This window comes from Delftia sp. HK171 (assembly GCF_001886655.1).
GTDB lineage: Bacteria > Pseudomonadota > Gammaproteobacteria > Burkholderiales > Burkholderiaceae_C > Comamonas > Comamonas acidovorans.
The window spans coordinates 3412404-3425206 of the sequence record NZ_CP018101.1; the positions used below are offsets into that span (position 1 = coordinate 3412404).

Sequence of the window (12803 nt, forward strand, 5' to 3'; positions counted from 1 at the left end):
GGGGAGGTGTGGCTCAGGCACTCAGGCGCTCAGGCCCGCAGGCCGGCCGGTGTCTGGGCGAATGCCACGAAGCCCGGCAGCGCCTCGATGCGGCCGAGCCAGGCGCGCACTTCGCGGTAGGGTTGCAGGTCCACATTGCCCTCGGGCGCGCTGGCGATGTAGCTGTACAGGGCCACGTCGGCAATCGTGGGCGTGGCGCCGGTGAGGAAGGGGCGGGTGGTCAATTGCGCCTCGATCTTGCCGAGGATGGCGTGGGCGCGGGCTATCACTTCCTCGGCCTGGAAGGGGGCCTTGAACACCGTGACCAGCCGGGCCGCCGCCGGGCCGAAGGCAATGGGGCCGGCGGCGATGCTCAGCCATTTCTGGATCTCAGCCTCGGCCTGTGCGCCCAGGGGCATCCAGTCCTGGCGGTCCAGCTTGCGCGCCAGGTAGACCAGGATGGCGTTGGAGTCGGCAATCACCGTGCCGTTGTCGTCCAGCACCGGCACCTGGCCCAGCGGGTTCAGCGCCAGGAATTCGGGCTTCTTCTGCGCGCCGTTGGCCAGGTCCACGTGGACCAGCTCATGCTCCACGCCCAGCAGGCCGAGGAAGAGGCGGGCGCGGTGGGCGTGGCCGGACAGGGGAAAGTGGTAGAGCTTCATTGCGGTTCCTTGGGGTTGGTGAAGGCGCCGGTTGTCGGCGCCACGGGACGTATCCTCCTTCTCCGCCCGCATCTTTAGAATCCCTGGCGGCGGCAAGTCACTCTTGCGGGAACGCGAACAAAGCGCCGGCGCAAACCTGGGCAGTCCTGCGCGGGCCGCCCGCAGCCGGGCAGATACACGACACAGACAAGGCAGGCACAGATGGATCGCTTCCAGTCCATGACGGCATTTCTCGCAGTGGTGGACACAGGCGGCTTCGCCTCGGCCGCACGGCGGCTCAAGGTCTCGCCCTCGGTGGTGACGCGGGCCGTCTCCGACCTGGAGGAGCGTCTGGGCGTGCGCCTGCTCACGCGCACCACGCGCTTCGTGCGCGTGACCGAGGCCGGCACGGCCTACGCCGACAGCTGCCGCCGCATCCTGGCCGAGCTGGAAGAGGCCGACGAGCATGCCGCCAGCGCCCATGCCGCACCGCGCGGCCGGCTCACGCTCACGGCGCCGGTCAACTTCGGGCGCATGCACGTGCTGCCCGTGGTGCACGACTACCTGGGCCGGTTTCCCGAGGTGGACGTCAACTGCTGGTTTGTGGACCGCGTGGTCAGCCTGGTGGACGAGGGCGTGGACTTGGCCGTGCGCATCGGCGATCTGCCCGACTCCTCGCTGCAGGCCATCCGCGTGGGCAGCGTGCGACAGGTGCTGTGTGCCTCGCCCGCATACCTGGCCAGCCACGGCGTGCCCCAGCGGCCCGAGGAGCTTGCGCAGCACACCACCATCACCGCATCCGGCCTCACCTCCACGCCCGAATGGCGGTTTCTCGAAGGCGACAAGGCCCTGGCCGTGCGCCTGCAGCCGCGCCTCATGTCCATGACCAACGAGGCTGCGGCGGACTGCGCCCTGGCCGGGCAAGGCATCACGCGCCTGCCGCTCTACCAGATCGCCAAACCCGTGCAGGACGGCGCACTGCGCCTGGTCCTGGAGCCCTTCGAGCGGCCGCCGCTACCGATTCATGTGGTGCACAGGGAAGGGCGACACGCCGCGCACCGCGTGCGGGCGTTCATCGATATGGCGGTGGATGCGCTGCGGGTGGCGGCGTTGAGGTGGTAGCGGCCATTGCCGGGAAGCCATCTCCGGCGCATTGCAAACCATGTGCACCAGCGCCGAATCGCTGGATTGCGGCTTTGTCGATCAGGCCGAGGTCAGGCGCAGGGAGGCTGCGCAGGTGGCTCGGGAAATGACTTTGGGGTTGGGCGCGTAGGCAAGCATGGCGTCTCTATTGGGAGAATCGGGTTGTTTCTCCCTGCAATAGATAGGCAAATGCCATTTCGCCGGACGGGGGATTCTTCAACTTGAAGCGAGTGACATTCAGAACACCGTGCCAGCCCGGTGGATGTGAATAGCCTTCAATCGCCGTCAATTTGAAAGTCTGCCATTTCCCATGGTTGTGGAATTCGCCTTTCCCGTTGCGAACATGCCAATTGACTTCTCGAACGCGCAGGCACTCGGAGCCATTGGCTGTGCTGTCATTGCATGGCACATGTTGCGCTTCGACTTCCAGAAGAATCGGCTGGCCCTCACTTCCGTACTTCGTTATTGGTGTGGGTTCGCCTTTCAGTTCCCAGCGGCTGCCATCGGCAAAGCGCAGTTGCAGATGGGGCGGTGCGTTGGCGATTGCCCTTGTCAATGTGTAGTGGAATTTCCTTGACAGTAAGTCACTCGCCCATTTTTGCAGCTCCATCAATGGCTCGGGACACCCGACCATCGTGTAGAAGCCGGGCTTGATCTGGAAGCCTCCATCGGCATCCATCTCATACTTCCAGGTCAGGATATTGCATATCCGTGTACCGAAATCTCCATCTTTGGAGAACCACAGCTTTATTGAGGGGCTGTCTGGTGTTTTCCAATTATTTTTCTCTTTGCCTACGGCATCGAAAGCCTGCTGCAGGTTCCACTCGTAGGCAGATAAATACTCCGCGTCCTTGTTTTGATGCGGTAGCGCACTTTGGCTGGCAATGTGTTCCATGCCGTGGCTTGCAGTGGACAAAAGTATGGCTGCCAGGAATTGAAGAAAAGCTTTCAATTGAAGCCCTCAAGGTGGTGACCAGAGAACCCGCTATCGCAGGGAAGATGCCTCGACCCAGATCGTATGCCCTGGGTGGTGTTCCTCAATGGTGGACACGGCATCGTCGATCAAAACGCGGTCCTCCAGCGAGTAGGCAAAGCGGCTGAGGTTGGACCATTGTCGGGCGGCGTAGTCGGCTTCGGAAATCGCGTCGCTGCCGCACCAGATGGCGTCGCTTTCGGTGGCGGCGAGAAGTGCCTGTGCCAAGCCGGTAGATGTGATCGCCAGGAAGATCATGGGCATGTGGTCCGGATGTTGATGGGTGGACAGTTTGCCTTCGATGGCCAGTCCGCCGAGCCTGCCTGGATCAAACAAAACTAGAATGATAGTCATTCTCGTTGTCGATTTCTCACATCCCCCCCGGCCATGCCCACCCCTTCCGCCTCCTGGACCGCTGCGCGCTGGCACCAGCTTTTCTGTGCCTGCCAGCAGCAACTGGTGTCCTATCTGGCCGGCAAGACCGGCAGCCGTGAAGAGGCGCAGGAACTGGCCCAGGAAACCTGGCTGCGCCTGGCCGATGCGCCGCCGCAGCTGCCCGATGGCAGCTCGCCCACGCTCGAAGCCGCGCGGGCCTACCTGTTTGCCACGGCCAAGCATCTGGCGATAGACAGGCTGCGCCAGCGCGGTGCGCAGCAGCGCTGCATGGACGACTGGGCGCAATTGCAGCCCGAGGCCGAAGGCGATGTGGCCGACCGCGCCATGTACCGGCAGGCGCTGGCCGTGGTGGAGCGCACGATTGCAGACCTGCCCGAGCGCATGCAGGCCGCCTTGCTGGCCCACCGCCTGCATGGCGAGCGGCAGGCCGACATCGCCCAGCGCCTGCAGGTCTCCCTGAACACCGTGGAGCGCGACCTGATGCAGGCCGATGCCTGCCTGGAAGCCGCCTTGCTGCGCTGGCGCGGCGGGGTGGAGGCGGGCTTGCAGGCCTCTTTCAGAAAGCGGCGGCGGCGTGCCCTGGGCGCGCTGCTGGGCGTGGCCGGCATGGCCAGCGCGGCCTGGCCCGCCTGGCAGATGTGGAGCCGCCGCGTGCTGTGGCAAGGTGAACTGGCCAGCGCCACGGGCGTGCAGCGCAGCCTGGAACTGCCCGATGGCAGCGTGCTACGCGTGGACGCCGCCAGCCGCGTGGCACTGACCTACCGTGCCGACCTGCGACAGGCACAGCTGCTGGAAGGCGCCGCCTTCTTTGCCGTGGCGCGCGATGCGGCACGGCCCTTTGTGGTGGAGGCCGGCCCCTTGCGCGTGACCGTGCTGGGCACGCGCTTTGGCGTGGAACTGGAGCCCGATGCGGTGCGCGTGCAGGTGGAGTCGGGCCAGGTGCGGGTGGAGCATGTGGCCACCGGACGCAGCCAGTTGCTGCAGGACAGCCAGTCGCTGCGCATTCCCCTGGACGGCGGCGAAGGAAATGCCGATGGCGCTGCCTGGCAGCCGCAGCTCCAGCAACGGCCCGCGGCCTGGCGCGAGGGCGAACTGGTCTTCGAGCAGGAACCGCTGGGCCGCGTCGTGCACCGGCTGGGCCGCTACACGCGGCGCCGCCTGGTGGTGGAGGAGGGCGCGGCGCAACTGGCCATCAGCGGCCATGTGCGCATTGCCCAGACCGAGCGATGGTTGCGCGGGCTGCCGCAGTTCGCCCCGGTGCAGGTCAGCGTGCTGGACGACGGCGGCCTGCGGATTGCGCGGCGCGGCGGGCGCGCGGAGCCGTGAGGTTTTTTTCAGGGTTTTTGGGAGTGACTCGTATTTGCATATGAAAGGCCGGGCACCCTGCCTGAGCCGGCGATTCGCAATGAGCCTGTCTTCCAGAAAGTCCTTATGTCCGCTCCCAAGTCCTCCCGATTCCGCCTCCCTCTCCGCCGCACAGCGGTTTTTCATGCATGTGCAGGCCTGGTGCTGGGCCTGCAACTGCAGTTGGCCGCCGCGCAATCGGTGTCCTTCGACGTGCCGGCCCAGCCGCTGGCCCAGGCGCTGAGCCAGTTTGCGCGCCAGGCGGGGCTGCAGCTCACCTACTCCTCCGAACTGGTGCAGGGCCGGCAGGCCCCGGCGCTCAACGGCAGCCACGATGTGCGCCAGGGCCTGGCGGCATTGCTGCAGGGCAGCGGCCTGCAGGGGCGCATCGAGGGCGGTACGCTGACCCTGCTTCCCACTGCCGCCAACGCGCCGGAGAACGCGCACCGCCTGTCCGAGATCACCGTCACGGCCGGCGACCAGTATGTGAGCCTGCTGCCCGCGCCCTACGCCGGCGGGCAGGTGGCCAAGGGCGTGCGCCTGGGCGTGCTGGGCAATACCGGCAACATGCAGGCGCCGTTCAGCACCACCAGCTACACGTCCGAGGCCGTGCGCAACCAGCAGGCCGGCACCATTGCCGAGGCGGTGAACCGCGACCCTTCCGTGCGCTACACCGTGCTGCCGGGCGGCAACGTGGACAACCTCTATATCCGAGGCTTTCCGATCTGGGAGGGCAACTCGGGCGAGATCGCCTTTGACGGCATCTACGGCATTGCCCCCAACTACCGCGTGCGCACCGAGTACGTGGACCGCATCGAGGTGGTCAAGGGGCCCGGCGCGCTGCTGTTCGGCATGTCGCCCAACGGCTCCGTGGGCGGCGTGATCAACATCGCTCCCAAGCGCGCCAATGAAGATGTGGCGCGGCTGACCACGGGCTGGACTTCGGACAGCCTCTGGCGTGCCCATGCCGACGTGGGCCGGCGCTTTGGCGATGAGGCCCAGTACGGCATCCGTGTGAACGCCAGCAAGTACGGCGGCGATACGTCCATGGACCATCAAAGCACCGACGGCCATGTGCTGGCCGTGGCGCTGGACTACGAGGTGGAGCGCTTCCGTGCCACGCTGGACCTGCTCTCGCAGGACGAGCGCATCGACGGCGTGGGCCGGCCCATCATGCCCACGGGGCTCACCTCCATGCCTGCTGCGCCGGATGGCCGGCGCAACGTGACCCAGCCCTGGGAATGGTCCAAGAACCGCGAGCGTGCCGTGCTGCTGCGCACCGAACTGGATCTCACGCAGCAGCTCACGCTGTTCGCCAACATCGGCCAGTCGCGCGCCGATGTGGACCGCATCTACGACTCGGCCCCGCGCCTGACCAGTGCGGCGGGCGCCACCAGCATCACGCCCACCTACGCGGTGTTCGACGTGGACCGCAGCACCATCGACGCGGGCCTGCGCTCGCGCTTTGCGCTGGCCGGTGTCAAGCATTCGGTCACGCTGCAGCTGGCCAGCTACCGCGAGGATTTTCACCGCGCGCTGCAGGCGGGCTCCACCGTGGTGTCCAACATCTATGCGCCCATTGCCCACGCGCCGCAGAGCATTGCGCGGCCTTCGGCCATTCCGCGCATCCATGACAACCGCAACACCAGCCTGGCCCTGGTGGATACGCTCTCGCTGCTGCAGGACCGGCTGCAACTGTCGCTGGGCCTGCGCCACCAGGCCATCAAATCCACCAACTACAACGTGCTCACGGGCGGCGCCGCCAATGTCTACGACGAGAGCGTGACCACGCCCGCCGTGGGCGTGGTCTGGCGCCAGGCGCCCAACTGGAGCCTCTACGCCAACTACATCGAAGGCCTGAGCAAGGGCGACATCGCGCCGCCCGCAGCCAGCAACTACGGCGAGGTGCTGCGCCCCTACAAGAGCCGCCAGTACGAAGTGGGTAGCAAGTACGACTTCGGCAGCTTCATGGCCACGGCCGCCCTGTTCAGCATTGAAAAACCCAGCGGCGGCCTGGACCAGGGCGTCTACAAGACCAACGGCGAGCAGCGCAACCTGGGCATGGAGCTGTATGCCTACGGCGAGGCCGCGCGCGGCCTGCGCCTGCTCGGTGGCGTGACCTGGCTCAAGCCCGAGATCACGCGCTCGGCCACGCCTGCGCTGGTGGGCAACCGGCCCATCGGCACCTCGCGGCTGCTGGCCAACCTGGGCGTGGAATGGGATGTGCCCGCTCTTGAGGGCCTGACCCTGGTCGGCGACCTGGCCTACACCGGCGCCCAGTTCGTGGACCAGGCCAACCGCCTGCGCATCCCGGGCTGGACACGCACCGACCTGGGCCTGCGCTACGCCACTCGCATCGCAGGCCGCAAGACCACGCTGCGCGCCACGGTGCAGAACGTGGCCGACCGCAAGGCCTGGGCCGGCGTCACGTCCTGGGGCGCCGTCTCGCCGATGATTCCGCGCACCTTCGTGGTGTCCGCTTCGGTGGATTTCTGAGGCATTTCTGAGGCACCTGGCGGCCTAGGCGCCTTCCGTAGCCGAACGAATGGCGGCGCTCTGCGCCGCAGGGGCTGCCTGGCCGTCACGCACTGCGGCTTTGCGCGCCGGCAGCCATCGGCAGGCAGCCAACGCCGCCAGAACCGCCAGCGCCGCGCAGCCGAAGATGGCCTGCAGCCCGTGGCCCAGCGCGGCGGTCACGGCATCGGCGTGTGCTGCCAGGGGGCTGGCCGCAGCCAGCTCCTGTTTCATCAAATGGCTGAGCAGGGCTGCCAGCAAGGCCACGCCGGCGGCGCCGCCCAGGCTGCGCAGCATGACGGGTGCCGCCGTGGCAATGCCCAGGTGCCGGGCAGGCGACACACGCTGCGCCACCACGGTGATGATGGGAAACATCAGCCCCAGTCCCAGGCCCAGCGGCAGCAGTCCTGCGGACAGGGCCAGCGGCGCCTGTGGCAGCCAGTGCAAGGCCGCGGTGATCAGTCCGAACGACAGCAGCATCAGCACGCAGGCCACCCGGGCGAGCGACGCGGCTGGCGTCTGGGCGCGCAGGCGCCGGCCGCTGCCAATGGCCCCTGCGGTGATGCCGGCCATCAGTGGCGCCAGGTGCCAGGCGGAGCCGGTAGGCGACAGGTGCAGGCCGATCTGCAGATACTGCGGAAGGAAGACAACGGCCGCATACAGCGCAACGCCCGTGGACAGGGCCAGGAAACTGACCGCCGCGTAGGCGGGGTGGGCAAACAGCGACAGCGGCAGCAGCGGATGGGTGGCGCGGCGCTGGCGCACGAAGAATGCCAGGGCGAACTTGGCGCCCAGGGCCAGCAGCACCCACAGCGACAGCTGCTCTGGCAGATTCAGATGGCTGTGCTGGGTGGCCAGCAGCAGGCTGACCAGGGCTGCGGCCAGCAACACGGCACCCAGCCAGTCGATGCGCTGGCGGGGCCGGGGCTCGGCGGCAGCCTCCGGCGCAGCCGCCCTGGCGGGCAGCGCCCATGCCAGCACCCCCCAGGCCAGCCCTGCGAGCGGCACATTCAGCCAGAACGCCCAGTGCCAGGACAGATGCTCCACCAGCGCCCCGCCCAGCAGCGGGCCGATCATGGTCGATACGCCATAGGCGGCGCCCAGCAGGCCCTGGTAGCGGGCCCGTTGCTCAGGCGCAAACAGGTCGGCAAGGGTCAGCATCGTCAGCGTCATGAGTCCGCCGCCGCCCGCGCCCTGCAGGGCACGCGCCAACACCAGCTGCTGCAGGTCATGGCTGGCACCACAGGCCAGGGAGCCGGCCAGGAACAGGCCGATGGCCAGCAGCAGCATGGGCTTTCTGCCCAGCACATCGGCCAGCCGGCCGTACAGCGCAATCACCACGGTGGCCGCCAGCAGATAGGCCGAGAACACCCAGGCCAGCGGCCAATGGCCCGGCAGTTCGCGGGCCATCACGGGCAGGGCGGTCGAAAGAATGGTCTGGTCCAGGGCCGCGAGGACGAGCGTCAGCACGAGCATTGCGAAGCAAAGCCGGGGCAGGTTCCGCCGACCGGGCGGGGAAGTCAGCGAGGTTGTGGGCAGGGGCGTCATGGGCGTGCAGCGGCGAGGGCTTGGGTTGAGGCAACGGCCGCCAGTGTCGGGAGCGGTGTGGGTTTTGTACAGTGCAATGTATTGAACGTATGATTTCGCATGGCGAACACATACGACCTCAACCTGCTGATTGCACTGGATGCCTTGCTCAGCACGGGCAGCGTGACGCAGGCGGCCGGGCGCATGCACCTGAGCACTCCCGCCATGAGCCATACGCTGGCACGCATCAGGGAGGCGTTTGGCGATCCCATCCTGGTGCGTGCGGGCCGCAGCCTGGTGCCCACGCCGCGCGCCCTGGCCCTGGCGGAGCCGGTGCGCGCGCTGCTGGCCCAGGCGCGGGCGCTGCAGGACCCTGTCGATGCGGGAGGACTGGCGGGCCTGCGCCGCCGCTTCGTGGTGCGGGCGCCCGAAGGCATTGCCGTCGTCTTCGGTGCCAGCCTCTCGCGTGCGCTGGAGGCGGAAATGCCGCTGGCCAGCCTGCAGTTCCTGCCCGAAACCCATGCCGACCCCGGGGCCCTGCGCGAAGGCCGCATCGACCTGGATGTGGGCAGCTTTCGCAGCATGGACCCGGAAACCGAGAGCCTGGTGATATCGGAGCAGACCCTGGTGGGCGTCGTGCGCGCCGGCCATCCCCTGTTGAAGTCCGCCAGAAAGTCGCAAAGGCTGAGCGCCGCGCAGTTCGCCGCCGCGCGCCACGTCGGCATCACCCAGCGCCCGGGTGAAAGCTCGCCCGTGGACGCTGCCCTGGAGGCGCTGGGCCTGCAGCGGCAACTGGCGCTGCTGGTGCCCAGTTCGTTCTCGGCCCTGATTGCGGCTTCCCGCACCGACCTGGTGGCCTGCGTGCCGACACGCACGGCGCATGGCATGGCCGCATCGCTGGGGCTGGTGGTGTTTGCCCTGCCCATCGACGTGCAGGTGCAGCCCATGCGCATGGCCTGGCATCCGCGCCATCAGGCGGATCCCGCGCATCAATGGTTGCGCGACTGCATTCAACGGCAGCTCGATGATCCGCAATGGATCAGGCCTTCCGTGGCGTCGCTGACGGATGGGGCCGGCAGAGGGGTGACCTGAGCCGCACCGTGGCGGGAGGGGCCCGGTTCTCCCACCATCGGTCTATGCTCGCGGCATGAACGCAAGCAAGACCCTGCTGATCGTCTACCACTCCATGACCGGCGGCACCCGCCAGATGGCCGAGGCCGCGCGCGACGGCGCAGCGGCCGAAGGCCAGGGCGTGCAGGTGCGCCTGCTGCATGCCTCCGCGGCCGGCCCCGACGATGTGCTGTCCGCCGACGGCTACCTCTTCGCCACCCCGGAAAACCTGGCCGCCATCAGCGGGCAGCTCAAGGACTTCTTCGACCGCAGCTACTACGCGGCGCTGGACCACCTCAATGGCCGGCCCTATGCCAGCCTCATCTGCGCGGGCAGCGACGGCCAGAACGCCGCCCGCCAGATCGCCCGCATCGCCACCGGCTGGCGCCTCAAGCCCGTGGCCGAGCCCCTGATCATCTGCACCCACGCCCAGACCACCGAAGCCATCCTGGCGCCCAAGCGGATAGCCGCAGCTGAGCTGGAACAGTGCCGGGCGTTGGGGGAGGCGATGGGGGCCGGGCTGGCGCTGGGGGTCTTTTGAGGGTTGCCAGCATCTTGGGTGCCCTACATTTCTTGGTGGCCCGGTCGCCCGGTGTGGCTCAGCCGAACAGGCGCGACCAGAATCCGCCCTTTCCACCCACCTGCTGCCGGGCTCCCTGCATGTGGGCGCGTATGCCGAGCAATTGGGCATCGCCCGGATCGTGGCGCAGGGCGATCTCGACCAGTTCAGGCTGAAGGTGCGAGGCCTTGAGCTGGCCCAGGGCCCTGAGGGCGGTGACCTTGTGCGCATGAACGAAGCTCATGCTGCGAACTTCCCATTGCGCTTGCTGTTGCTGCGGCGAAAGCTGCGCATAGCGGCGCTCGGCTTCGGCCACGATGTCGAGGACGTCCTGGTGGTGGCTGGTCTCGTTGAGATAGGCGCATGCGGTCTGCGCGCAGTCCAGATACAGGCCGGTGTCAAGCGCGTAGTCCTCCATCAGCAGCAGTGACAGGTCGGTGGCTTGCTTGCGGTTCCCCAGTTGCCGATAGGCATGGCGCAGGTTTTCCAGCAGGGCCTGGAAACAGGTCTGCTGCAGCCCGGCTTCGAGGACGGCTGCCGCCTGCTCGTACTGTTCCTGCGCGTTGTACAGCACGCCCAGGTTGTTGCAGCACATGGCATAGGTGTGGATGTCCAGCGCGGCGGGCGCGGCCTCCTGGCCGTTTGCCGGCGTGCCGGTGCTGGCGAAGCGCTCCAGACAGCGTTCGTAGAGTGTGGTCTGCAGGCGCTCGATTTCCTGCAGGGCCGCTGCATCCGTGTCGGGGCGCTTCCACTTGCCCACGGTCACGCCGGCCGTGTAGTAGTCGGGTGCCGCCGGGCTATCAGCCAACTCGGGATAGGAAAAGATGCTGCGCCAGGGCCCGGCATGCTCCATCTCGAAAATGCGGGCTTGCAAGTCCACCTGGGGCTGCAAGGCATGCGACTTGCGGTAGGCGGCCAGTGCGGGCTCGGGTTCGTCCAGCCAATAGTGGGCACTGCCCAAATAGCGGTGTCCATAGGCATTGGCTGGTGACAATGCCAGTGCGCGCTGCGCCCATTCGCCGACTTGGTGCAATGCCGCACTGCGGTCCTCGGTGAATTGGTCACTGGAATCGAGATACACCAGGCACAGCATCAGCCATGACCATTCACTACCCTGGCCTGATTCGGCAGTGGCCTGAATGCTGGTCAAGAGGCTGGCAATCGCTTCGTTGTCCAGATGGCTGAAAACCGTGGTGCCGGACCATAGCGCATGCATGCGCGCGTGGTCGCCCTGGCTGAAGGAATGCATTCCTTGGGAAATCAGTCGGTCCATGGTCTGTTGGGAATATTGTGGAAGGCGCCATCGTATCCGCTGTGTTTGACAGGAGGATGGGGTATCACTCAATCGGAGTGACAAGACGCCTTTGTAGACAATGTCTGAACAACAGGTCAAAGTCCCGTCAACTGCGGCAATGCCTTCTCGCAGGCCTTGCGGCACAGGTAGCGCAGGTCGTGATCGCCATCTTCACTGCGCAGGTAGCCGGCACCGGTGGCGTTGATGTTCCATTCATAGACCTTGCCCGAGCGCAGCAGCCGTCCGCTGAAACTGCAGGGCAGGATGATGGATTCTTCATGGAAGCTGCCAGCCGAGACTTGCTTTGCCGTCGCGAAATAGCGGGCCACGTCGGCAGCGTCCAGGCTGACTTTCTCGCATCCCATGGTCTCGCCCGTGCCCACGGAACGGGTGACCGGGCCGATGACGGAAATGGGTGCCGCCTTGGCCGCGTGTTTGGGCGTGGATGTGGAAGTAGATGAGGCCTGCAGCGGCGCATGCAGGCACAGCATCACGGCAGCCCAGGCGGCAATGCGCAGGCTGCGAGAGGGATTGTTGAAAAGCTGGCTGGATGGCATGGCTCAGGCTCCCGTGAAGATGTAGCGCAGCAATTGGGCGCCTTCCGTCGCCTCCTTGCGGGCAATGGCGCCGTGGGAGTAGACATCGGACAGAAGCTTGAGCTTGTAGTGGTCCACCAATTGCTGGGTCAGCCATTTGGTCTGGAACAGCTGCGATTGGGTGGGCGCCTCGTAATCCTTGGTCGATGGCAGGAAACGGCCTACCACCTCGATGCCCACGGAGTCGCTGTTGGCCGGATAACGCAACGGATAGGCCTTTGTGTTCTCGTGCGATGACACATTCTTGGCCCGCTTGCTGAAGCTCAGGCCCTTTTGGTGCAGCAGGGCATTGATGTTCTTGAGTTCCGTGGGATCGCAGGTGCTCTCGTTGACGCAGCGCGGCTGAAGAATTCCCACATGCCAGCAGATCTTTTCCAGACTGGCGGTTTGGTAGATCTTCCCGTCCTTCTCGATCAGAAAGTGCGCCCCCGTCTTCTGGCCGCTCTTGTAGGCATTGAGCACGCTGGCGGCCGTGGACGAGTCAGTGCGGTGCAGCACGATGGATGTGACGGACAGCAAGGCGCCGTGCTCTATGGACGGATAGGTCTTGACTTCGACGCTTTTGTCTACCATCAATCCTTTTTCGATAGTGGCCAATTATTTCTCCCTCTGTATTCCGGCTGAATGAATGCGAATGGCGGAAAGCCGGGAGAGCATACGGGCGGAAAGGGGAAAAATAATTCGAAATGTACTGTGCACCTCTTTATTGGAAATATCTTGAAACAAT

At 66.2% G+C, this 12803-nt stretch carries 12 protein-coding genes; 5 read left to right on the top strand and 7 right to left on the bottom strand.

What is annotated here, in order from left to right; all coding sequences use genetic code 11:
* Positions 1–29 precede the first annotated feature (29 nt).
* Positions 30–641, bottom strand: a complete 612-nt coding sequence (locus BO996_RS15440; protein ID WP_034392716.1) for a glutathione S-transferase family protein — start codon at positions 639–641, stop codon at positions 30–32.
* A 201-nt stretch (positions 642–842) separates the two neighbouring features.
* Between BO996_RS15440 and BO996_RS15445 the strand changes: the two genes are divergently transcribed.
* Positions 843–1742: a LysR family transcriptional regulator gene (locus BO996_RS15445; RefSeq protein WP_071955453.1), complete on the top strand. Its 900-nt coding sequence runs from the start codon at positions 843–845 to the stop codon at positions 1740–1742.
* A gap of 166 nt (positions 1743–1908) precedes the next feature.
* Here the strand turns inward: BO996_RS15445 and BO996_RS15450 are convergent, their stop codons facing one another.
* Together BO996_RS15450 and BO996_RS15455 are read right to left on the bottom strand one after the other, a co-directional pair.
* On the bottom strand, positions 1909–2658 hold the full coding sequence (locus BO996_RS15450; RefSeq protein WP_071955455.1) for a DUF4377 domain-containing protein: 750 nt from the start codon (positions 2656–2658) through the stop codon (positions 1909–1911).
* Between the two features lie 90 nt (positions 2659–2748).
* A complete protein-coding gene (locus tag BO996_RS15455) occupies positions 2749–3090 on the bottom strand; it encodes a hypothetical protein (protein WP_232240325.1) in 342 nt (113 codons plus the stop codon).
* 33 nt (positions 3091–3123) lie between these two features.
* On the opposite strand from BO996_RS15455, the gene BO996_RS15460 reads away from it, so the two are divergent.
* Both BO996_RS15460 and BO996_RS15465 read left to right on the top strand, forming a co-directional pair.
* Positions 3124–4458: a sigma-70 family RNA polymerase sigma factor gene (locus BO996_RS15460; protein WP_071955457.1), complete on the top strand. Its 1335-nt coding sequence runs from the start codon at positions 3124–3126 to the stop codon at positions 4456–4458.
* 180 nt (positions 4459–4638) lie between these two features.
* A complete protein-coding gene (locus BO996_RS15465; RefSeq protein WP_232240326.1) occupies positions 4639–6972 on the top strand; it encodes a TonB-dependent receptor in 2334 nt (777 codons plus the stop codon).
* Between the two features lie 24 nt (positions 6973–6996).
* On the opposite strand, the gene BO996_RS15470 is transcribed toward BO996_RS15465, so the two are convergent.
* Positions 6997–8466 carry an MFS transporter gene (locus BO996_RS15470; RefSeq protein WP_232240327.1) on the bottom strand — a complete coding sequence of 490 codons (1470 nt, stop codon included), beginning with the start codon at positions 8464–8466 and terminating at the stop codon, positions 6997–6999.
* A gap of 171 nt (positions 8467–8637) precedes the next feature.
* On the opposite strand from BO996_RS15470, the gene BO996_RS15475 reads away from it, so the two are divergent.
* Together BO996_RS15475 and BO996_RS15480 are read left to right on the top strand one after the other, a co-directional pair.
* On the top strand, positions 8638–9609 hold the full coding sequence (locus BO996_RS15475; RefSeq protein WP_071955464.1) for a LysR family transcriptional regulator: 972 nt from the start codon (positions 8638–8640) through the stop codon (positions 9607–9609).
* A gap of 55 nt (positions 9610–9664) precedes the next feature.
* Positions 9665–10168, top strand: coding sequence for a flavodoxin family protein (locus BO996_RS15480; protein WP_071955466.1), 504 nt, complete (start codon positions 9665–9667; stop codon positions 10166–10168).
* A 58-nt stretch (positions 10169–10226) separates the two neighbouring features.
* Here BO996_RS15480 and BO996_RS15485 read toward each other — a convergent pair whose 3' ends face one another.
* From BO996_RS15485 to BO996_RS15495, 3 genes are all read right to left on the bottom strand, one after another.
* Positions 10227–11459: a hypothetical protein gene (locus tag BO996_RS15485; protein ID WP_071955468.1), complete on the bottom strand. Its 1233-nt coding sequence runs from the start codon at positions 11457–11459 to the stop codon at positions 10227–10229.
* A gap of 116 nt (positions 11460–11575) precedes the next feature.
* Positions 11576–12037: a hypothetical protein gene (locus tag BO996_RS15490; protein WP_071955471.1), complete on the bottom strand. Its 462-nt coding sequence runs from the start codon at positions 12035–12037 to the stop codon at positions 11576–11578.
* Positions 12038–12040: 3 nt separating this feature from the next.
* On the bottom strand, positions 12041–12649 hold the full coding sequence (locus BO996_RS15495; protein WP_013802750.1) for a peptidoglycan recognition protein family protein: 609 nt from the start codon (positions 12647–12649) through the stop codon (positions 12041–12043).
* Between the last annotated feature and the right edge of the window lie 154 nt (positions 12650–12803).